This window comes from Nakamurella sp. GG22, from assembly GCF_052976845.2.
Genome location: NZ_JBRIIO020000024.1, coordinates 43,350 through 63,729 on the forward strand (window position 1 = coordinate 43,350; position 20,380 = coordinate 63,729).

Sequence of the window (20,380 nt, forward strand, 5' to 3'; positions counted from 1 at the left end):
CGCGGTCACGAACCGCAGGTGGTTCGCAACGCGGTGAACAGGTTCGAGGCCGCTGACCCGACGGATCCGATAGCGGTCCCGATCCCGACCAGACCCGTTGCGGCGTTGCCGTTTCCGACCTCACCCACGGCGGTCTGCACCTGATCGAGCGCGGTCTGCAGGGCATCGAGCTGGGGGCCGTAGTCGTCCTTGCCGGCCGCGACGAGTGCGGTCAGGCTGGTCTGTACCTCGCCGACCGCAGCCTGGATACCCGCGGCACCCCCCGTCAGCAGAGCCGAATCGGTGAGTGCGTTGATCGACGCCGAGAGCTGGTCCCGGGCCTGGCAGACGTCTTCCTTGCCGGCCGGGTACGTGCTCGCCCCGGACTCCGGCGCCGATGACGACGGTTGCGTGTCCGCCGAGTTGGAGGTCACGGTCGGCGAGTTGGAGCTGCTGCATGCTGTCAGAACCAGCGTGAGCACGATCATCGCCCCCGTGGCCACCGCCCGGATAGAGCGCTTGCGTGCCGGTGCGCGGCGCATCGCCTGCACTGGAGGTGTCGGATCCGATGATGTCGTCGCGGTCATGTGTCCACCTTCTGCTCTTGTGGGCCGTTCCCGAAGACTCTGACGTCCGACGGCTTCCCCTGGTTCCTCCACCCTGCCGATCGGTGACGCACAGCGGATCATCCCGCACGGGTGAACGGCGGCCGTGCGCGCGGAGCGCGTCCGGCCGCCGAACCTGCACCGTCGGGTCAGCCGCCGAGCCTGCGGTGCGCCCTGATGGCCAGCGGCGCGAAGACCGCGGTGATCACCACCGGCCAGCAGACGGCCAGCGCCAGCGCGTACTCCGCCATCCAGCTGCCGGCGTTCCAGCCGGGGTTGCCGAACAGCTCGCGGCTCGCGGAGGCAGTCGCCGACAGGGGATTCCAGGAGGCGATGGCTCCCAGCCAGCCGGGCATCGTCGCCGGATCGACGAACGCGTTGCTGAGCATGCTCACCGGCCACACCAGGATCTGGACTGCCGCGACGGACTCCGGTCCCTTGGCCTTGAGCCCCAGGAAGATGCCGACCCAGAGCAACGAGAAGCGCAGCAGCAACAGCAGGGCGAAGGCAGTGAGCGCGGCAGCGAGGCCGTTCGTCCACGACCAACCGAGCAGCAAGCCGGTTGCCACGAGCACGGCCAGACCCAGCACGCTGTTGATCATGTCGGCGATGCACCGGCCGAGCACCACGGCTGCCGGATTGATCGGCAGCGACCTGAACCTGTCGGTGACCCCCTTCGCGGCGTCGGCGTTCACCGCCGTCATCGTCGACTCGAGGCCGAAAAGCATCGCGACGGCGAAGATCCCCGGCATCAGGAAGTCGTAGTAGCTGCCCGCGTACTCGGTCGACGGACCGGCGATGGCCCCGCCGAACAGTGCGCCGAACATCAGGGTGACGAGCACCGGGAACAGCAGCCCGACGGCGAAGGCGCCCGGCTGGGCCCGCCAGTGCCAGAACTGCCTGCGGGTGATCGTCCATGCGTCGCCCAGTGCTGTGCCGTCCGGCCGTCCGGCGATCGCAATTGCGCTCGTCACGCCGTCACCTCTGGTGTGGTGTGGGGGAACTGCCGACCGTCGGCCATCATGTGCAGGAAGACCTCGTCGAGACTCGGCCGGCGGATGGTGATGTCGGTGGGCTCGACGGCGCCCTCGGCGAGTGCGGTGGACAGCCCGACGAGGGCACGGGTCCGATCGGTGACAGGGATGGTGACAGTCAGCGCACCGGCATCGAGGTGCACGTCGCCGGCGGCGAACGGTGCGGCGAGGTCGCGCAGCCGGTCGAAGTCGGACGGCTGCGCGACGGTGATCTCTAGCCGGTCCCCGCCGATCGACGCCTTCAGCTCGGCCGGGGTTCCGGTGCTCACCACCACGCCGTCCCGCAGCATGGATATCCGGTCGGCCAGTTGATCCGCCTCCTCGAGGTACTGCGTGGTGAGCAGGACCGTGGTCCCGTTGCTCACGAGATCCCTGACAGCGGCCCACACCTCGCGTCTGCCCTGCGGGTCAAGACCGGTGGTCGGCTCGTCGACGAACAACACCGCCGGTGTGACGACGAGGGCCGCCGCGAGGTCGAGCCGGCGGCGCATGCCGCCGGAGTAGGTGGCGACCTTTCGACGTGCGGCATCGGTCAGCCCGAAATGCTCGAGGAGTTCGTCGGCGCGATGCAGCGCGGCGGCGGCGGGCAGGTGGTTGAGCCTGCCCGCGAGGAGAAGGTTCTGCCGCCCGGTGAGCACCTCGTCGACGGCTGCGGATTGACCGACCAGGCCGATCTGCCTGCGGACCGCACGTCCGCTGGTCGTCACGTCGTGGCCGGCGACCGTTGCAGCGCCCGAGTCGAGTCGCAGCAGCGTGGTGAGGATCCGGATGGCTGTTGTCTTCCCGGCTCCGTTGGGGCCGAGCAGTCCGTGCACCGTGCCGGGATCGACCGCCAGATCGAGGCCGTTGAGGCCGGGGCCGCCCTGCGGGCCGCCGTAGTTCTTCCGCACATCGCGGGCATCGATCGCGAGTCCGTCTCCTGTCCTCGGTGGATGGTGGGTGCTGGTGCTTCCGGGGGTGCGCACGGGCTGCCTCCTCGAATCGGTACGCTGTACGGTACGGCGTACGGAAGCAGTTAACGAGAGTGGACGGGAGAATGTTCCCGTGCCCGCCACCGAATCCCCCCGAGAAGACGTCCAGGCGGAGGCAGCACCCGCCAGGGGCTCCTCTCGCAACGGCGCACCTCGAACCAGTGGCGACGTCGACCCGGGCCGGATGCTCGCGCTGCTCTGGGGTCCGCGTGACCGTCCGGGTCGGTCGGGGCTGACCGTCGCCTCCATCGTCGAATCCGCGATCCGGCTTGCCGACGCCGACGGGCTGGACGCGCTGTCCATGCGCGGCATCGCCGGTGACCTCGGCGTCGGCACCATGTCGCTGTACACGCATGTGCCCGGGAAGCCGGCGCTCATCGAGCTGATGGTCGACACCGTTGCCGGCCAGGTCTATGCCGGTTCCGATGAGCCGTCCGGCCGGCCGGGGGAGTGGCGCTCCGCGCTGGCCTTCATCGCCCGGCACAACTGGGACGGGTACCTCCGGCATCCGTGGTTGCTCGCCGTGCCGGCCGGTCGGCCCGTGCTGGGGCCGAACATCAGCCGGAAGTACGAGGTGGAGCTCCGCCCGCTCGATGGCATCGGGCTTTCCGACATCGAGATGGACAGCGTCCTGACGCTGCTCCTGGTGCATGCCGAGGGAATGGCGCGCTGGCAGGTGTCGCTCGACCAGGCCCGCCGGCAGAGCGGCGAATCGGACCTCGACTGGTGGACGACCATCTCGCCGACGCTGGCCACCCTGATGGACTCGTCGGCTTTCCCGCTCGGATCCCGGGTGGGCACGGCGGCCGGTGAGTATCACCAGAGCTCGGGCGATCCGGCGCACATCATGGAGTTCGGGCTCGAACGGATCCTGGACGGTGTGCAGAACTTGATCGCCCGGCATACCGGCGGTCCCGCGGCCATGGCACCCTGAGCGCCATGACGACGATTGCGATCCTGGGTGCGGGCAAGATCGGCGAGGCGCTGCTGTCCGGGCTGCTGTCGGCCGGCCGATCGCCGGAATCGCTGATGTTCACCGAGCGGTACCCGACGCGGGTGCAGGAACTCACCGACCGGTACGGCGTCCGCGGGGTGGACACGGACCAGGCGGCGAAGACCGCCGACGTGCTGGTGGTCGCGGTCAAGCCGCAGGACATCGATCCGTTGCTGCGTGCGCTGTCCTGGTCGATCAAGCCCGGGACCCTGGTGGTGTCGCTGTGTGCGGGGCTGCCGACGGCGCTGTACGAGCGTCACCTGCCCGACGGAACCCCCGTCGTGCGCGTCATGCCCAACACCCCGATGCTCGTCGGCGAGGCGATGAGCGCGATCTCGGCCGGTTCGCACGCCGGCCCCGAACACCTGCAACTCGTCGAGGATCTGCTGTCCACCGTCGGCAAGGTAGTACGGGTTCCGGAGGATCAGCAGGATGCGGTGACGGCGCTGTCCGGCTCGGGTCCGGCGTACTTCTTCTTCCTCGTCGAGGCGATGATCGACGCCGGCATCCTGCTCGGCCTGCCGCGGGCGGTGTCCACCGACCTGATCATCCAGTCGGCGATCGGCGCGGCCACGATGCTGCGGGACTCGGGGGAGCACCCCGTCTCGCTGCGGGAAGCGGTGACCTCACCCGGCGGGACCACCATCGCCGCGATCCGCGAGCTGGAGAATCACGGTGTGCGGGCCGCCCTGCTGTCGGCGATCGAAGCCGCGGCACTCCGCTCCGCCGAACTCGGCAAGGCGCACACGAGCTGAGGCGGGTTTCGGATCGGGCGGCACCGTCAGGCCGGTTGGCCGACCTTCTTCCTGCCCGCCTTCTTCTGGGCGCCCTGTGACCTCGCCCGCTGCTCCGCCATGTTCTCGTCGAATTCGGCCCGCCACTCCGGGCTGAGCGGAATGCCGGCTCTGGTGGCTTCCTCGGTGCTGAGCTCGACCGGGAACCCGAACGTGTCGTACAGCGTAAACAATTCATTTCCCGACACGCCCCGCGAGTAGCTGCTGAGCTGCTTGATGCCCTTTCGGAGCGTCTTCCGGAATGCCTTTTCCTCCTTGACCAGAACTGCGATCACCTGCTCGCCGCGCTCCTGTACCTCGGGGTAGTTGGCGTCATACATGCCCGCGATCGTCGGGATGATCTGCGGGAAGAAATTCTGCTCGAGCCCGAGATCGAACGCGTAGCGGATCGCCCGCCGAATCAGCCGCCGCATGACGTAGCCCTGCGCCTTGTTGCTCGGCCGCACCCCGTCCACGGCAAGGAATGTCGCGCCGCGGAGGTGATCGGCGATCACCCGCATCGCGACCGTGTCGGTGTCGTACGACCGCCCCGACAGCGTCTCCAGTTCCTGCACGATCGGCCAGAGCAGGCTGATCCGGTAGACGTCCGGACTGTCGATCGACGCCGCTGCGATCCGGGCCAGCCCGCCACCGTAATCCACATTGCGACGGGGGAGTTGGGCGAACCCGGTCGCCGTCCTGCGGTATTCCATGAACACCGAGTTGCCGAGCTCGATGAATCGTCCGCAATCGCAATTCTGGTGGCAGTGCGCACCGAAAGCGGGATCGTGCTTGATCTGTGGATAGAGGTAGAACATCTCAGAATCGGGTCCGCCCGGCTCTCCGACCGGCATGTCCTCGGCCTTTCCGCCGCGGCACCACCAGTTCTTCTTGCCGTAGAACGCGATACGCGCCCCTTGTGAACCGACTTCGGCACCGTGCTCCTCGCTGCCAAGCTCGACCTGGTCGGCGCTGATCCCGGCCGCGGTGAAGAGTTCGGTCCAGATCGCGGCGCTCTCGGTGTCCTTCGGGATCCCGTTGGCCTCGTCGCCGATGAAGCAGCTGACGTAGATCCGGTTGGGGTCCAGCCCGACCCGGCCGGTGAGGAACTCCCACACCTGGCTCAGCTGATCGCGCTTGAAATAGTCGCCCAGGCTCCAGTTCCCGAGCATCTCGAAGAACGTGGTGTGCCGGTTGTCGCCGACGTCCTCGATGTCCTGGGCGCGCAGGCAGGTCTGGCTGTCGGTCAACCGGTGGCCGGCGGGGTGGTCCTGGCCGAGCAGGTACGGCAGCAGCGGCTGCATCCCACTGCCGGTGAACAACGTCGTCGGGTCGTCGTGCGGGATCAGCGGGGCCCGCGGGATGACGACATGCCCCCGCTCGACCATGAAGTCCAGGTAGACCTTGCGCACCTCGTCGGCATCCATCGACGGATGATCACATATCGGTCATCGCTGTGCAGGGCTTTGTTCGTCAGGTCCGCCCGAAAGGCCGGGTCAACCCCAGCTCCGGCCCGTCCCAGCGCCGGCGAAGCCACCGGTCGTGGCTCGCGAGGATGACGGTGCCGGCCGATGTGCCCAGCGCCTCCTCGAGTTCGGTGGCCAGCGCGGGCGAGATGTGGTTGGTGGGCTCGTCGAGCAGCAGCAGGTCGGGCGAGACGGCGACCAGGATCGCGAGCGCCAACCGGCGTCGCTGGCCGACGCTCAGCGAACCGATCGGCGCGTCGATCGCCGCCGGAGGCAGTAGGCCGAACCCGGTGAGCGCCTCTCCGGCGCCGCTGCCCGCCCGCCGCTCCATGGTGGCTCGGGCGGTTTCGGCCGGATCCTTGAAGACGACGTCCTGCGCCAGCAAGCCGACCCGGCGGGCGGCGATCTGCACGGTCCCGCTCGACGGCCGCAGCCGGCCGGCGAGGACGGCCAGCAGGCTGGACTTCCCGGACCCGTTGGCACCGGTGAGCAGCAATCGTTCGCCGGCGGTGACGTCGAGCCGGTCCAGTGACACCCGGCCGGGCACCTCGAGATCTCCGACGTGCACTGCTGTGTCGCCACTACCGGCGGACCCCAGTGCGGCGCGGAACTGCAGGACGGCGGGCGGCCGTCTCAGCTGGTTCCGCTCGGCGATCGCAAGCCTGCGCTGCGCGTCGTGCACCCGGCGGGCCAGCGTCCGTTCCACCCGGGCGCCCTTGAACGCGAAGATGAACTTGTCGTTGTCCCGCGGACCACGGCCGTGCGCGATGCGGCTGGTGCCGATCGACGCGGTGGCCCGGAGTTCGGCGATCTCCCGCTGTTCTTCGGTGTACGTGCGTTCCCAACGGCGGCGGGCGTCCGCGCGGCGGGCAAGGTAGTCGGTGAAGCCCGCCCCGCCCAGCGAATGCCGCACGGAGCCGTCGCCGTCGGTGCCGAACCCGGTGGGGTCCAGATCGATGATCTGCGTGCACACCCGGTCGAGGAAGACCCGGTCGTGGCTCGCTGCGACGACAACGCCGGGCAGGCCGACCAGGAAGGACTCCAGCAGGTCGAGTGCCTCGTCGTCGAGATGGTTCGTCGGCTCGTCGAGCAGCACGCACAGCGGTCTGGTTGTGATCAACGCGGCCAGTGCGAGCCGGGTGCGCTGACCACCGGAGAGGGTGGCGACAGTGCGGCCCGGATCCAGGTCGGCCAGCCCGAGCCGGTGGGCGGCGAGCTTGGCCCTCCGGTCGGCGTCCCAGGCGTCGTGCTGTTCGGCCCACTCGAGAACTCTGGCGTACCGATCTGCGAGAGCGTGCCCTGCGGCGGGCGCCTGCTCCTCCGCGAGCCTCTCGCTGAGCTCTTCGATCGCCTCGACCGCCGAATGCAGGGGCGCCAGTGCGTCAGTGAGAACCGTTGCAACGGTGGCGTTGTCGTCGAACGGCGGCTCCTGCGCGAGGTAACCGAAGTCCGCGGGCCGGCGGACGGTACCCGAGTCGGGCTCCTCGACACCGGCCAGCAGGCGCAGCAGCGTGGACTTCCCGGCGCCGTTCTCCCCGATCAGTCCGATCCGCCGGCCCGGACCGGCATGCAGGTCGATGCCGCGCAGCACCGTCCACCCGGCGTAGGACTTGGTCAGGTCCTCGGCGCGCAGTTCGGGGCCCGTCGATGCTGTGCTCTGCGCAGCTCTGCCGGGCGCGGCGTGCGGGAACACGGCGTGGGCAGGTAGAGGCTGAATAGACATCGCAATCCCGGGGTTTCGGGCTGGTTTTCCAGCACGGGGGTGCCCACCGGGTCGGCCGCCGGCATGTGGCGGGTGCCTCGGGCGTGGGCGCGAGCGATGTCAGCGATCCATGATGACGACGACGATAGGTCGGTGCCGCGGGCCAGTTCAACTCCTTTTCCCGCAGTTCCCCGGGTGGCGGCGCTGACGGCGCGGACCCGCGGCTCCGACGGTGTCTCATGCCATCTCAGGAACCCGCAGGTGGGCGACCATCAGGTCGAACTCGGCAACGTCGAGCACGTCGGAGCCCGTTTCCATGACGATCCTGCGGCGCAGCTTCATCGCCTCCTCCCGGCTCGCGTCCATCGCCGCGCGGCTGTCGTAGGTCACGGACGTCACCGCACGACCTGCGGAACGCTCGATGAACATGCTCGCGCTGCAGAAACCGTCGAGCGCTTCCATCGCGGGCAGTGTCGTCATGCGGAACATGGCCACGCCGTCATCCATCCGCGACGGGTCGCCGTGCGTCCAGGTCGCCCGCACGCAGGCACCGTCATGCGAATGATGGTTGCGATGCAGGAGTGCGATCTCCCACTCCTCGACGAAGGGTGCGCCGCCGAGCACCTGAGCGCCCCGTTCGCGCATGGGCGCAATGGCCGCGTCGCTGTCATGCATCTGCTCGCGCCTGTCCCAGGCTGTGGTGACGATGCACCGTCCGGACATCCGGTCGGCCATCATCGACAGCCCGAAGCAGCCCGGCATGTGCTCCACGGCAGGCATCACTTCGTCGCGGATGAATCCGATGCCGGCATCGACGGAAGCCCGGCGGGCCTGGAACGTGGTGGACCGTGCGTACATGGACGCACCCCCTCTGTTCGAGCGGGCAGCGCCCCGGCGGCGCTGCCGGTGATCCACACGATCCTCCCGTCGCGGTTCCGTGGCAATGGCTCCATCCGGGCGGCGTTGACGGGCGACGCGCAGAGATTTTCGAACGATGACCCATGACAGCGGCGCAGATGTCGAAATGCCGATCGGTATGCGTCTGCAGGGTGTCGCCAACCTCGGCGACTCCACGCCGGCACCGCGGGCCCACTCTGAGGGAGCAAACATGAGCACTCCGACCGCGCCTTACGCCGAAGCCGGTGTATCCGCCGATCCGACCACGGTCCAATGTCGGGGATCATCTCCGTTGACCCGTTTCGGCTTTGCCCCGCACCGGGCATCGCGCCGACGCAGCGCTCAGTTCACCCGATGTGATGACACACCATCGCTGCAGGTGGCCCCGGCAAATCCGTCATCGCCTTCTTCCCTCCTGTAACGCTAGAGTTCACAAAGCACGTACGTATGGTGTCCGCCGGAGGGGAAGCCTGGCGGCGCGAGACGTGCCGGAAGACGGTGCCCTGATGCCCGCTCGAGACGATCGACCCCCGAGGGAGCCAACCCCCCGGGATCCGACGCTGGCCGAAATGCGATTCCTGACCGTCGCGGAGGTCGCGCTCCTGATGCGGGTCTCCCGGATGACGGTCTATCGGCTGGTGCACTCGGGGGAGTTGCCGGCCGTCCGGGTCGGACGCTCGTTCCGCGTGCCGGAGCGCGCCGTCCACGACTACCTACGGACCGCATTCAACGACGTCGGCTGATCGAGCGACGGCCGGTAGGATGACCGGGCCCGGTAACCGCCGGGCTGACGGGCCGGTCTCGGCCCGTGGCGTTCACTCAGGCGTCGAGGCGGCGAATCTCACCGCGCGGCGGCACCCACACACTTGGAGAGATCACCCTCATGGGTTCTGTCATCAAGAAGCGTCGCAAGCGGATGGCCAAGAAGAAGCATCGCAAGTTGCTCCGCAAGACCAGGGTCGCGCGTCGCAAGGCCGGCAAGTAGCCCTGACGGGGGGCCGGTGGAACACCGGCCCGGAACGTCACAGGGCGTGCGGTCGTCGACCGACCGGTCGGTCACGCGGTCGATCTTCGAGGGGTAGAAAGCCATGGCGGGTCTGATCATCCTGGTGACGGGTGTCACCAGGTTCATCGGATCGTCCCTTGCCGGACGCCTCGCCGAGCACCCGGATGTCCAGCGGGTCATCGGAGTCGACGCAGCGTTGCCCGAACCCGCCGCGCGATATCGGATGGGCGGCGCGGATTTCGCCAGGGTCGACATCCGGAACCCGTTGGTGGCCCGGGTGATCGACGCTGCGGGCGTCGACACCGTCGTGCATGCGTCGGCCTCGTCCACCCCTGCGTCGTCGGCTGCGCGGAGCATGGCCAAGGAGATGAACGTCCTCGGGACGATGCAGCTCCTCGCCGCCTGCCAGCGCTCCGAGAGCGTGCGGAACCTCATCGTCAGGTCGACCGGCGCGATCTACGGTGCCTCGTCACGCGACCCGGCGATCTTCACCGAGGAGATGTCCGCGCGGTCGGTGCCGTCATCCGGTCCCGGCCGCGACGCGATCGACATCGAGGCCTACGTCAGGGGTTTCGGCCGGCGGCGACCCGATGTGCGGATTGCGGTGCCGCGGCTTGCCGACGTCATCGGCCCGACCGTGGTGACCCCGCTGACCCGGTACTTCGGGCTGTCCCCGTTCGTTCCGATGGTCCTCGGCAGGGATGCCCGACTGCAGTTCGTGCATGAGCTCGACGCCGTCGGTTTGCTCGAGCATCTCGCCCTCGGCGATTTCGCCGGCACCGTGAACGTCGCCGGTCCCGGCGTCATCACCCTCGCCCAGGCAATTCACCGGGCCGGCCGGGTGCCGCTCGCCGTCCCGTCGTTGGGTCTGGACCCGCTGTCCCGGACCATGCGCACCCTGCACATCGGCGCGTTCTCACCCGGACAGGTCAAGCTGCTCGCCGCCGGTCGGGTCCTGGACACCTCCAGGCTCGTCGAGCGCGTCGGCTACACCCCCCGGTTCAGCACACTCGAGGCATTCGACGACTTCGCCCGCACGCTGCGGCCCGCCGTCACGCCCGACACCGTGCGCGGGCTCGAGGTGCGGCTCGCCGGTGCGCTCGGCGTGCGTGCCGAACCGGCACGTGCCGAACTGTCCGGGTCGGAGTACGACACCGGCCTTGCGTTCGGTGCGGCGACGATCCGCGAAATGGTCGAGGCGGCCGGACCCACGGCCGGCGCCGCACCGGCCGGCACCACCGCACCGGCTGGCACCGCCGCACCGACCGGCACCGGGGTAGCGGCGGGCTCCTCGTCCCGGGGAGCCGGGCGCGCGCCCGGGCGCCCGCGGCTCGTCGGGATCCCCGGTGATGGAGCAGGAGCACCGCGGCGGAGGCGGAGCCGATCATGATCACCACAGCCGGCCGCCCGAGCACAGCGGGCCGCCCACCATCGCAGTCGACACCGGCCGAGCCGCCGGCAGGAAGAAGGAACGGCCGTGGCCGGCACTGACGTCCCCCGAGACCGCTCGGCGGCATCCGCACCACGTCGGCGAAAGGCATCTGGCGGTACCCGCGCACGTGTGGCCGGCTCGGCCGCCCCGCTCGGTGCACCCGCGGAGCCGGATGCAGCCGACCCGGTAGACACGGCGAACCCGTTGGACACAGCAGGTTTTGTCGACGCGGCCACGCTCTCGGACGCGGCCACGCTCTCGGACGCGGCCACGCTCTCGGACGCAACCGGGTCGCACGACACAGGCGCCTCCGCGGACCCGGGCCGCACCGGCCCGCCTCGGACGGTGCCCGCAGATCACCTGCCGGCCGAAACGGGCTGGAAGCGCGGCCTCGCCGGATCGCTCGCGTTCCTGCGCCGCAGGATGACCGGCGACTACACCGTCGACGACTTCGGGTACGACCCCGACTTCACCGACACAGTGCTTGTCCCGCCGCTGAAGTTGTTGTACGAGAAGTGGTTTCGCATCGAGACCCTCGGCATGGAGAACATCCCGGACACCGGTGGCGCGCTGCTCGTGGCCAACCACTCCGGCACCGTCGCCATCGACGCGGTGATGACGGCGGTCGCGGTCCGCGAGTTCCATCCACTCCGGCGGCCCCTGCGGATGCTCGGCGCCGACCTGGTCTTCGACACCCCGTTCCTGGGCCCGATCAGCCGGAAGGCCGGCAATACCCTCGCGTGCAACCCGGACGCGGAACGCCTGCTGTCATCCGGCCAGCTCGTAGCGGTCTACCCGGAGGGCTTCAAGGGTGTCGGGAAGCCGTACTCCCAGCGCTACAAACTGCAGCGCTTCGGCCGGGGCGGGTTCGTCACCGCGGCCCTGAAGACCGGTGTCCCGATCATCCCTGTCTCCATCGTCGGCGCCGAGGAGATCTACCCGCTGATCGGCAATCTCAAGCCGCTCGCGCGCGCCCTCGGCCTGCCCTACTTCCCGGTGACGCCGACCTTCCCGCTGCTCGGGCCGCTCGGCGCGATCCCGCTGCCGAGCAAGTGGATCATCGAATTCGGTGAGCCCATTCCGACGGACATCTATCCGGACAACGCCGCCGACGACCCGATGGTCGTGTTCAACCTGACCGACCGGGTTCGGGAGACGATCCAGCAGACCCTGTACCGGCTGTTGCTCCGCCGTGGGCACCCGTTCCTGGGTTGACCGGCACACAGAAACACGTCAGCGTCGCCGCCAGACCGCCCGTCCCACCAGCACACCGGCGCCGATCAGGCCCGTCCCGGCGACGGCCGGTACCCAGATCAGGGCCGCCCGCCGCCCCGAGCGGAAGTCCTTGATCTGCCAGCCGCGTTCCCTCGCCACGTCCCGGAGCGCGCCGTCCGGATTGATCGCGACCGCCGTGCCGACCACCGCGAGCATCGGCACGTCGTTCACCGAATCGGAGTAGGCGGTGCACCGGCGGAGGTCGAGCCCCTCACGTGCGGCCAGCGAGCGGACCGCCGCGGCCTTCGCCTGGCCGTGCAACAGCTCACCGAACAGCCGGCCCGTGTACACCCCGTCCACCTGCTCCGCGACGGTGCCGAGCGCGCCGGTCAGGTGCAACCGGCGGGCGATGATCTGCGCCAGCTCCACCGGGGTCGCCGTCACCAGCCAGACCCGTTGCCCCGCGTCGAGGTGACGTTGGGCGAGTTCCCTCGTCCGCGGGTAGATCTTGTGCGCCATCAGGTCGTCGTAGATCTCCTCGCCGAGCTCGACGATCTGTGAGACCTGGCGTCCGGCGACGAAGGCGAGCGCACCCTCCCGGGACCTGGACATGTCGTCGAGGTCCTCGCCGGAGATGCGGAACTTGATCTGCAGCAGCGCAAATCGGAGCAGGTCACCGGTGGTGAAGAAGTCCCTGGCGACCAGGCCGCGGGCGAAATGGAAAATCGATGCGCCCTGCATCATCGTGTTGTCGACGTCGAAGAACGCGGCCGCGGTGAGATCCGCACCCGGCGCGAGTGGGGGTTCCTCCTCCTGGACCGCGAGGTGTGCGACCTCGGCAGACGCCGCGCCCGCGATCTCGGCCGATTCGACCGCGTCCTGGGGGTCGTGCGCCCTGCGGAATCTCACTGTCGCCTTTCCCTGCCTGATCCGGCGAGAACCTTCGGTGCCCGTTCTTTCACGCTGCGCTGTGCGGGGTCAGCGTATCCGCCGGTCCCCGCCGAACGCCCGTGACGCCGCGCGGCGACCCGCCTCGCCGGGTGTTCGGTCGGCGGGTGCACGAGAATGGACGGGTGAGCAGCCCGGAACAGGACACCCAGCCGATCAACGTGGCCGACCTGCTGCGATCCGCAGCCCGCCGGTATCCGGATCGGCCCGCCGTCATCTCGACGACCGGCACCCACACCTGGGCACAGCTGGACGCGGCGGCCGACGCGGGTGTCGCGGCGCTCCGCGGACTCGGCGTCAGCGCCGGCGAGCGGGTCGTCATCGCGCTCCCGACGGGTGCGGACCTCGCCGCATCGCTCTTCGCCACCGCCCGGGCCGGGGTGATCGCAGTACCGATCGGACCGTCACGCGGCGACGTCGGGGCCTTTGCCGACCGGGTCGGGGCGATCGCGGCGATCTCCGGTGACGACGACCACGGGCTGCCGATCTCGATCGGGCCGGACCGGTTGGCGCAGTGGTGGACGGCCGAACCGGCGACGGGTCGACCCGCAACGGGCGGTGCCGAGGACCTCGCGCTGCTCGCCAGAGTGCGCGAGGACCGCGCCGTCATGCTGTCGCACCGCGCGATCCTCGCCGCGGTCCACGCGATCGGCGAGTTGGGCAGCTTGAGACTCAGCGATGGTGAACGGGTCCTGCAGGTGCTGCCGATGTACCACCTCGCCGGCTGGGTCGTCGCCTTCCTCCCGCTGACGCTCGTCGGCGGGGCGAGCGTGCTGCCGGACATCGGTTTCGATGCGCGGACGGTGGGTGTCGGCGGCGGGGCGATGCTGGACGGTGCCGGATCGTCGGCGGGCCGGCGGGCGACGGAATCGGCGCTGCAGGCGGCACACGACCACCGCGTCACGGTAATCCCCGGAGCGCCGGGTTTCTTCCATCATCTTGTCAAGGTGCCCGGCGCCGAGCGGTCGTTGTCATCGGTCCGGCTGCTGACGTCGGGCACCGCGCCGCTCGAACCCGATGACTTCACCCAGGTCAAGAGCCTGCTCGGGCAGCCGGTCTGGGAGGGCTACGGGCTGTCCGAGTCGGCGTCGGTGGTGACCAGCTCGCTCGCCACCAGCAAGCCGCACCTCGGCTCGGTCGGCAGGCCGCTGCCCGGCATCGAATTGCGGCTGATCACCCCGGAAGGCACCGACGCGGTCCCGACGGTGGGGCCGCCGACCGCCGACGAAGCGGCCGTCAGGGACAGCTTCGACGTCGCGGAAGCCCCCGACGCGGGCGAGGTCGGGCGTATCGCGATCCGCGGCGACACGCTGTTCTCGGGCTACTGGCCCGACGGCGGTGGAGGCCCGGGGGCGGACGGCTGGTTCGTCACCGGCGACATCGGTTATCTCGACGACGCGGGGGAGTTGCACCTCGTCGACCGGGCGGCGGAAACAGTGACGGTGGCGGGATTCACGGTGTACCCGCGGGAGGTGGAGGACGTGCTGGCCGGCCACCCGTACGTCTCCGAGGTCGCCGTCATCGGGTTGCCCGGCGGCGACGGGCACCAGCGGGTGGTGGCGGTCCTCGTTGCCCGACCGGGGACGCGGCCGACCCAGGATGACCTCAGCGAGTACGTCAGCGAGCGGCTGCCGCCGTTCAAGCGGCCGGGCGCCTACCACCTGGTCGAGGTGCTGCCGAGAACAGAGGTCGGCCGATTGGATCGGGCGTCCGTCCAGCGCCGGTACGCGGCGACGGTGGGCGTGCCCGATCGATCGGCGCAGCCTGCCAGGCTGGCCTCGGTACCGGCCGGCGGGGACGAGATCGCTGACGCCAGAGCAGCTTTCGACGCACCCGTCGAAACGGAGGAACCGGACGTGGCACCTGAGGAGGCCGCGGGTCTCGACGAACTCGGAACCAGGCTCCCCGGTACCGGGGACCGGGTCGAGCGTGGGGACCAGGACACCGACGAGGACCTGTTCTGACCTCCGGCGCCGGCCGCGACCGGCAGAGAGCAAGGCCGGGCGCAACGCCGGTGTTCGAGCAGAGATCCGAGCAGCGAACAGCCGCAGGACCACCATCCAGAGGAGCAACCACACCATGACCGGCACCGTCGTCGACCGCGAGTTACCCACCGCGGAGGCCGCCGACCTGCTCGAACTGACCAGGGAGCTGGTCGTCAGGGAACTCCGGCCGCGGGCGGACAAGTCCGAGGCCGCGGGCTCGTTCCCGCGCCAGCTGTTCAGCCAGCTCGGTGAGCTGGGGCTGCTCTCACTGCCCTATCCGGAGGAATTCGGCGGCGGCGGCCAACCGGCGTCGGTGTACCTGCAGGTCCTCGAGGAACTCGCACGGGGTTGGGCGACCGTCGCCCTCGGCACCAGCGTGCACGTGCTCGCCTGCAGCGCGGTCGCCGACTTCGGCAGCCGCGAACAGCAGGAGCGGTTCCTGCCCGAGATGCTCGGCGGCGGCACGATCGGGGCGTACTGCCTGTCGGAGTCGCACGCCGGCTCCGACGCCGGCGCGATGCGGACCAGGGCGGTCCGGGACGGCGGCGACTACGTGCTCACCGGCGAGAAGGCGTGGATCACCCACGGGCCGGTCGCCGACTTCCTGCTGGTAGCCGCCCGAACCGGCGACGACGGCGCCCGGGGCATCAGCACGTTCCTGGTTCCGGCTTCGGCCGAGGGGGTTAGCACCGGAGCACCCGAGCGGAAGATGGGCTTCCGGGCCTCGCCGACGACACCGGTGCTGTTCGACGGTGTGCGGGTGAGCGCCGACCGGCGGATCGGTCACGAGGGTCAGGGTTTCGGCATTGCCATGGCCGCTCTCGATGCCGGCCGGCTCGGCATCTCGGCCTGTGCGGTGGGTCTTGCCCAGGCGGCTCTCGACATCGCCGTCGACTACGCCGGGCAGCGGGTGGCCTTCGGGCGGACCATCGACGAGTTCCAGGGGGTGTCCTTCCTGTTGGCCGATGCGGCCGCCAGGATCGCCGCCGCCCGCCAGCTCTACCTGTACGCGGCCCGGCGCAAGGACGCCGGCAAGGCGTTCTCCACCGAGGCGGCGATGGCCAAACTGATCGCCACCGACATGGCGATGGCCGTGACGACCGACATGGTGCAGGTGCTCGGCGGTGCCGGATACGTCGAGGACCATCCGCTCGAGCGCTACATGCGGGAGGCGAAGGTGCTACAGATCGTCGAGGGCACCAACCAGATCCAGCGGATGGTCATCGGCCGTTCGCTGAAGCACTCCACGCTGAAACCCGCCACGTCGAAACCCGCCGCGTTGAAACAAGCCGCTTTGAAACACGCCGCAAGCCAGACGGCGAGGTCCTGAGATGACGCACCTGGTCACCGTCTACACCCGTGTCGACTGCTCGCTCTGCGCGGAGGCGATCGCCCAGGTGGAGGCGATTACCGCAGAAACCGGTGCCGAGTGGACGACCGTCGACGTCGATGCGGACCTCGACGACCGTGCCGAATACGGCGACCGGGTGCCCGTCATCCTGGTCGACGGTGTCGAGCACGGCTACTACCGCGTGGAGCCGGACCGGTTGCGCAGGGCCTTGCTCGGCTGAAACTGCCCATTCCGCACCACATGGGCCCTGACCTCCCGTGACTGCAGTCACCTTCGCGTGTGTCGTCCCAGATGGTGGGATCGAGCTCCCATCACGACTTTGTGCACGCCTTCACGAGTGGATAGGCTGCGCGCACCGGGGACCTACCACATGTGGGTCGCCACGGCGTGGGTGGGGTCCGGGTCCCACTCTGGAGGCAACGGGTGACAGCGCAGGTCGGCGGGGCTCGGGAGAGCGGCCGTGCGCGCACCATCCCGGAGGCCACCGTCGCCCGGCTCGCGGTCTACCTGCAGATCCTCACCGGACTCCTGCACGGCGACGGAGAACAACCCCTGACCGTGTCCTCGGAAGAACTCGCCGAGGCCGCAGGGGTCAACTCCGCGAAGCTCCGCAAGGACCTCTCGTTCCTCGGTTCCTACGGCATCCGGGGCGTCGGATATGACGTCGGGACGCTCATCGAGGAGATCAGCCACACCCTCGGCGCCCACCGCGCTCACCGCGTCGCGCTCGTCGGGCTCGGCAATCTCGGGCAGGCGCTCGCCGGTTATCCGGGGTTCGCGGGTCGCGGGTTCGTCATTTCTGCGCTGTTCGATTCCGACCCAGCGAGGGTCGGCAGGGACGTCGCAGGCCGCACCATCCAGCACATCGACACCGCTGTGGGCGTCTGCCGCGGCCTCGGCGTCACGATCGGCGTCATCGCGACGCCGGCCAGCGCCGCGCAGGCCGTCGCGGACACCCTGGTGTCGGCGGGTGTCCGCTCGATCCTCAACTTCGCGCCCGGAGTCCTGGCCGTGCCGGCCGACGTCGACGTCCGGCAGGTCGACCTGTCGCTCGAGCTGCAGATACTCGCCTTCCACGAATCCCGTCGCACCGGTGCCGCCGCGGACGACAGCGCGCGCAGCGACCCGCCGCAGGCCGTGCAGCCCTACCGCCCGCCAGGAATGCCGGAGGCGGTGGCGGTGACCTCATGAGCGGCGGCCGTTGGCACTCCCACCTCACCGGTTCCCACGTCACCCGTTGTGACGCAACTTATTTCCCCACAAGAAGTGGCGACCCGTCGTTGGTCGCAGCCGATCGCGGGTACTCCGTGATGGCAGTCCACTGGTCGGCGATGCAGACCCTGCACGCCGGCGCACCTCCACGCGCAAGGAGCACGTCATGACCCGTGCACGCAGAACCGTCGGCCGGATCGCGTTCGTCGGCGCCGGCCCGGGCGACCCGGGTCTGTTGACCATGCGGGCCGCAGAGGCCCTGAGAGCGGCATCCATCGTGGTGACCGACCCGGACGTCCCCACCGAGATCACCGCGCTCGCGGTCGAAGCCGAGCTCAGGCCGGCGGTCGGTGAACCGGCCGAGGTGGCGAAAACGCTCATGGCGGCGGCGAAGTCGGGTCAGAACGTCGTGCGACTGGTCGCCGGTGACGTGCTCACCGCCGATCCGGTGATCAAGGAACTGCAGGGCGTCGCCCGCAGTTCGGTGCAGTTCGACGTCATCCCCGGTCTGTCCGCGGCGGCCGTCGCGTCCTACTCCGGTATCGCGGTCGGATCGGTGCACACCATCGCCGACGTGCGGTCCACTTCGGACTGGTCCGGACTGGCCGCCGCCCCGGGGATGCTGCTGCTGCAGGCCGCAGCCGGTCATCTTGCCGACACCGCAACGCTTCTCGCCCAGTCGGGCATGGCGGGTGACACGCCGGCATCGGTCACCTGCGGAGCGACGCTGCCGACGCAGCGGACCGTTGACGGCACCCTGGCCACCCTCGACGGGATCGGCGGGGACATGGTCGGTCCGCTGGTCGTCACCGTCGGGGCGGGTACGTCGCAACGCGGTCGGCTGTCGTGGTGGGAATCGCGGGCGCTGTACGGCTGGCGGGTGTTGATCCCGCAGACCCGGGACCCCGCGGAGGGCATGCTCGACATGCTGCGGATGCACGGCGCGATCCCGCAGCGGGTGCCGACCGTCGCAGTCGAGCCGCCCCGCACGCCGGCCCAGATGGAGCGTGCGGTCAAGGGTCTCGTCGACGGCCGTTACCAGTGGGTGGTCTTCACCTCCACCAACTCGGTGCGTGCGGTCTGGGAGAAGTTCGTCGAGTTCGGGCTGGACGCGCGGGCCTTCTCGGGCGTGCGGATCGCCTGCGTGGACAGCGCTACCGGTGACGCTGTCCGGGCCCTCGGCATCATCCCGGAACTGATCTCCGACGCCCAGCAGTCCTCGGTCGGTCTGCTCGCCTCGTTCCCCGACTACGACGACGTGCTCGACCCGGTGGACCGGGTGCTGCTGCCGCGCGCGGACATCGCCACCGAGACACTCGCCGAGGGTCTCCGCGAGCGCGGCTGGGAGATCGACGACGTCACCGCCTACCGCACCGTGCGGGCGGCGCCGCCGGCCGCGCCGATCCGCGAGGCGATCAAGACCGGCGGCTTCGACGCGGTCTGCTTCACCTCCGCCTCTACCGTCCGCAACCTGGTGGGCATCGCCGGCAAGCCACACTCCCGCTCGATCGTCGCCTGTCTGGGGCCGCACACCGCCGAGACCGCGCGCGAGTTCGGGCTCCGGGTGGATGTGCAGCCGGAGGTGGCCGAGATCGGCGCGCTGATCGACTCCCTCGCCGAGCACGCGACCCGGCTCAGGGCCGAGGGTGCACTGCCGCCACCGCGGAAGTCGCCCCGGCGGCGCTGAGCTCCCCGGTCCTGCCGAACCAGCCGGCGCTCAGGTGATGGGGTCGATGGCGATCAGCGGCCCCACCTGCACGGATCGGTGATCTTTTCGGAGCGTTACCGGCAGTTTCGGCGGCCCCGCGCGCTACCGTTTGCGCATGAGTACTCCTGGCTATCCCGGTAACCCTTCCGACCAGCCCGATCAGGCCGGACCCGGCAAGCCCGGCGACCCCTTCGCGGCAGGCCCGCAGGGATATCCGGGTCAGGGTGGGTCGAGTTATCCGAGTGCGCCTGGTGGCTATCCCGGCCAGTCCGGCTACCCGTCCGCACCCGGCGGCTATCCCGCCCAGCAGGGCGGTTATCCCGCCCAGCAGGGCGGCTACCCCGGTCAGCAGGGCGGATACCCGAGCCAGCAGGGCTACCCGCCGCAGGGCGGATATCCGCCCCAGGGTGGCTATCCCGGTCCCCAACATGGGTACGGCGGTTACTCCGGCCAGTACCCCGGTGGGGTCGCGCAGGGCACGCCGCCCGTCCGGCCGATCACCGTCACCGCGGCGTTCTGGTGCTGGATCGGGACCACCGTGGTCTCGCTGATCTCGCTGATCGTCACCCTGAACAGCTCGGTGTGGGACCAGGCGCTACAGGCTGGTGTAAGGCAATCGGGAGAGACAACGATCGACGTTCAATCCCTTGTGAACGGGGTTCGCATCTTCGCGATCGTGGTGTTTCTCATCTTTGCCGCGGTGTACCTGCTGTTCGCGTTCAAGATGTACGCCGGCCGAAACTGGGCGCGCATCGTCCTCACCGTGTTTGGTGCGTTGAGTGTGTTGAGCGCGCTCACGCCGACCACGAGCTCTGTCACCGTTAATGGGGAGACCTACTCATCGATGAGCTCCGGTGCATCATCGATCGTTCCGTGGATCAGCGCGTTGATCGCCATCGCCGGCATCGTGTTGATGTACCTGCCGCAGTCCAACGAGTACTTCAAGCAGTCGAAGGCGTTCCGGCAGTACCCGCGCTGACCATTCGCTCAGCCCCAGTTGGTCCTGCCGCTCACACCACGCTGACAGGAGATCGCCCCCGGAGACGCCGCCGCCGGTTCTGACGTGCACCTGAACCCACCGGATGCCCGGTAGGTTCAGGTG

The 20,380-nt window shown here is 69.5% G+C and carries 19 protein-coding genes; 12 read left to right on the top strand and 7 right to left on the bottom strand.

The annotated features are described in order from the left end of the window. Window positions 1-5: 5 nt before the first annotated feature. The 3 genes from ACVBEQ_RS21105 to ACVBEQ_RS21115 all read right to left on the bottom strand — a co-directional run bounded on the left by ACVBEQ_RS21105 (window position 6) and on the right by ACVBEQ_RS21115 (window position 2,583). Window positions 6-566, bottom strand: coding sequence for a hypothetical protein (locus ACVBEQ_RS21105; protein ID WP_447155370.1), 561 nt, complete (start codon window positions 564-566; stop codon window positions 6-8). A 167-nt stretch (window positions 567-733) separates the two neighbouring features. Further along, entirely contained in the window at window positions 734-1,558 is an 825-nt protein-coding gene (locus ACVBEQ_RS21110) for an ABC transporter permease (RefSeq protein ID WP_447155371.1), read from the bottom strand. Beyond that, window positions 1,555-2,583 (bottom strand): ATP-binding cassette domain-containing protein, encoded by a 1,029-nt coding sequence (locus ACVBEQ_RS21115; protein WP_447155372.1) that lies wholly within the window; start codon window positions 2,581-2,583, stop codon window positions 1,555-1,557. Before ACVBEQ_RS21115 ends, ACVBEQ_RS21110 begins: the two co-directional genes overlap by 4 nt. Before the next feature lie 79 nt (window positions 2,584-2,662). Here ACVBEQ_RS21115 and ACVBEQ_RS21120 point away from each other — a divergent pair, with 79 nt between their 5' ends. Beyond that, the gene (locus ACVBEQ_RS21120; protein ID WP_447155373.1) at window positions 2,663-3,523 is read left to right on the top strand and encodes a TetR/AcrR family transcriptional regulator; all 861 of its coding nucleotides are present in this window, start codon (window positions 2,663-2,665) and stop codon (window positions 3,521-3,523) included. Window positions 3,524-3,528: 5 nt separating this feature from the next. Next, window positions 3,529-4,338: a pyrroline-5-carboxylate reductase gene (gene proC, locus ACVBEQ_RS21125; RefSeq protein WP_447155374.1), complete on the top strand. Its 810-nt coding sequence runs from the start codon at window positions 3,529-3,531 to the stop codon at window positions 4,336-4,338. Between the two features lie 26 nt (window positions 4,339-4,364). On the opposite strand, the gene ACVBEQ_RS21130 is transcribed toward proC, so the two are convergent. From ACVBEQ_RS21130 to ACVBEQ_RS21140, 3 genes are all read right to left on the bottom strand, one after another. Beyond that, on the bottom strand, window positions 4,365-5,783 hold the full coding sequence (locus ACVBEQ_RS21130) for an alanine--tRNA ligase-related protein (RefSeq protein ID WP_447155375.1): 1,419 nt from the start codon (window positions 5,781-5,783) through the stop codon (window positions 4,365-4,367). A gap of 46 nt (window positions 5,784-5,829) precedes the next feature. Then, complete coding sequence (locus tag ACVBEQ_RS21135; protein WP_447155376.1) at window positions 5,830-7,545, bottom strand: ABC-F family ATP-binding cassette domain-containing protein; 1,716 nt, start codon at window positions 7,543-7,545, stop codon at window positions 5,830-5,832. A gap of 216 nt (window positions 7,546-7,761) precedes the next feature. Next, complete coding sequence (locus ACVBEQ_RS21140) at window positions 7,762-8,382, bottom strand: hypothetical protein (protein WP_447155377.1); 621 nt, start codon at window positions 8,380-8,382, stop codon at window positions 7,762-7,764. Window positions 8,383-8,990: 608 nt separating this feature from the next. Between ACVBEQ_RS21140 and ACVBEQ_RS21145 the strand changes: the two genes are divergently transcribed. From ACVBEQ_RS21145 to ACVBEQ_RS21160, 4 genes are all read left to right on the top strand, one after another. Beyond that, the gene (locus ACVBEQ_RS21145; RefSeq protein ID WP_447155378.1) at window positions 8,991-9,164 is read left to right on the top strand and encodes a helix-turn-helix domain-containing protein; all 174 of its coding nucleotides are present in this window, start codon (window positions 8,991-8,993) and stop codon (window positions 9,162-9,164) included. 140 nt (window positions 9,165-9,304) lie between these two features. Next, window positions 9,305-9,406, top strand: a complete 102-nt coding sequence (locus ACVBEQ_RS21150) for a 30S ribosomal protein bS22 (RefSeq protein ID WP_015746237.1) — start codon at window positions 9,305-9,307, stop codon at window positions 9,404-9,406. A gap of 103 nt (window positions 9,407-9,509) precedes the next feature. After that, entirely contained in the window at window positions 9,510-10,817 is a 1,308-nt protein-coding gene (locus tag ACVBEQ_RS21155; protein WP_447155379.1) for an NAD-dependent epimerase/dehydratase family protein, read from the top strand. A gap of 246 nt (window positions 10,818-11,063) precedes the next feature. Continuing rightward, window positions 11,064-12,074, top strand: a complete 1,011-nt coding sequence (locus tag ACVBEQ_RS21160; RefSeq protein WP_447155380.1) for a lysophospholipid acyltransferase family protein — start codon at window positions 11,064-11,066, stop codon at window positions 12,072-12,074. 18 nt (window positions 12,075-12,092) lie between these two features. Here ACVBEQ_RS21160 and ACVBEQ_RS21165 read toward each other — a convergent pair whose 3' ends face one another. After that, on the bottom strand, window positions 12,093-12,983 hold the full coding sequence (locus ACVBEQ_RS21165; protein WP_447155381.1) for an HAD family hydrolase: 891 nt from the start codon (window positions 12,981-12,983) through the stop codon (window positions 12,093-12,095). Between the two features lie 164 nt (window positions 12,984-13,147). Between ACVBEQ_RS21165 and ACVBEQ_RS21170 the strand changes: the two genes are divergently transcribed. The 6 genes from ACVBEQ_RS21170 (at window position 13,148) to ACVBEQ_RS21195 (ending at window position 20,257) form a co-directional block, all read left to right on the top strand. Continuing rightward, window positions 13,148-14,986 (top strand): class I adenylate-forming enzyme family protein, encoded by a 1,839-nt coding sequence (locus ACVBEQ_RS21170; RefSeq protein ID WP_447155382.1) that lies wholly within the window; start codon window positions 13,148-13,150, stop codon window positions 14,984-14,986. A gap of 115 nt (window positions 14,987-15,101) precedes the next feature. After that, entirely contained in the window at window positions 15,102-16,337 is a 1,236-nt protein-coding gene (locus ACVBEQ_RS21175; RefSeq protein ID WP_447155383.1) for an acyl-CoA dehydrogenase family protein, read from the top strand. A 1-nt stretch (window position 16,338) separates the two neighbouring features. Then, on the top strand, window positions 16,339-16,578 hold the full coding sequence (locus tag ACVBEQ_RS21180) for a glutaredoxin family protein (RefSeq protein ID WP_447155384.1): 240 nt from the start codon (window positions 16,339-16,341) through the stop codon (window positions 16,576-16,578). Between the two features lie 203 nt (window positions 16,579-16,781). Continuing rightward, complete coding sequence (locus tag ACVBEQ_RS21185) at window positions 16,782-17,549, top strand: redox-sensing transcriptional repressor Rex (RefSeq protein ID WP_447155385.1); 768 nt, start codon at window positions 16,782-16,784, stop codon at window positions 17,547-17,549. 187 nt (window positions 17,550-17,736) lie between these two features. Continuing rightward, window positions 17,737-19,257 (top strand): bifunctional uroporphyrinogen-III C-methyltransferase/uroporphyrinogen-III synthase, encoded by a 1,521-nt coding sequence (locus ACVBEQ_RS21190; RefSeq protein ID WP_447155386.1) that lies wholly within the window; start codon window positions 17,737-17,739, stop codon window positions 19,255-19,257. A 136-nt stretch (window positions 19,258-19,393) separates the two neighbouring features. Next, on the top strand, window positions 19,394-20,257 hold the full coding sequence (locus ACVBEQ_RS21195) for a hypothetical protein (protein WP_447155387.1): 864 nt from the start codon (window positions 19,394-19,396) through the stop codon (window positions 20,255-20,257). The last annotated feature ends 123 nt before the right edge of the window (window positions 20,258-20,380 follow it).

What these genes read in the sequence shown, in the direction of transcription:
- ACVBEQ_RS21105 (WP_447155370.1), bottom strand. Translation starts at nt 566, where the DNA reads ATGACCGCGACGACATCATCGGATCCGACACCTCCAGTGCAGGCGATG.
- proC (WP_447155374.1), top strand. Translation starts at nt 3,529, where the DNA reads ATGACGACGATTGCGATCCTGGGTGCGGGCAAGATCGGCGAGGCGCTG.
- ACVBEQ_RS21130 (WP_447155375.1), bottom strand. Translation starts at nt 5,783, where the DNA reads ATGGATGCCGACGAGGTGCGCAAGGTCTACCTGGACTTCATGGTCGAG.
- ACVBEQ_RS21135 (WP_447155376.1), bottom strand. Translation starts at nt 7,545, where the DNA reads ATGTCTATTCAGCCTCTACCTGCCCACGCCGTGTTCCCGCACGCCGCG.
- ACVBEQ_RS21140 (WP_447155377.1), bottom strand. Translation starts at nt 8,382, where the DNA reads ATGTACGCACGGTCCACCACGTTCCAGGCCCGCCGGGCTTCCGTCGAT.
- ACVBEQ_RS21145 (WP_447155378.1), top strand. Translation starts at nt 8,991, where the DNA reads ATGCGATTCCTGACCGTCGCGGAGGTCGCGCTCCTGATGCGGGTCTCC.
- ACVBEQ_RS21150 (WP_015746237.1), top strand. Translation starts at nt 9,305, where the DNA reads ATGGGTTCTGTCATCAAGAAGCGTCGCAAGCGGATGGCCAAGAAGAAG.
- ACVBEQ_RS21155 (WP_447155379.1), top strand. Translation starts at nt 9,510, where the DNA reads ATGGCGGGTCTGATCATCCTGGTGACGGGTGTCACCAGGTTCATCGGA.
- ACVBEQ_RS21175 (WP_447155383.1), top strand. Translation starts at nt 15,102, where the DNA reads ATGACCGGCACCGTCGTCGACCGCGAGTTACCCACCGCGGAGGCCGCC.
- ACVBEQ_RS21180 (WP_447155384.1), top strand. Translation starts at nt 16,339, where the DNA reads ATGACGCACCTGGTCACCGTCTACACCCGTGTCGACTGCTCGCTCTGC.
- ACVBEQ_RS21190 (WP_447155386.1), top strand. Translation starts at nt 17,737, where the DNA reads ATGACCCGTGCACGCAGAACCGTCGGCCGGATCGCGTTCGTCGGCGCC.
- ACVBEQ_RS21195 (WP_447155387.1), top strand. Translation starts at nt 19,394, where the DNA reads ATGAGTACTCCTGGCTATCCCGGTAACCCTTCCGACCAGCCCGATCAG.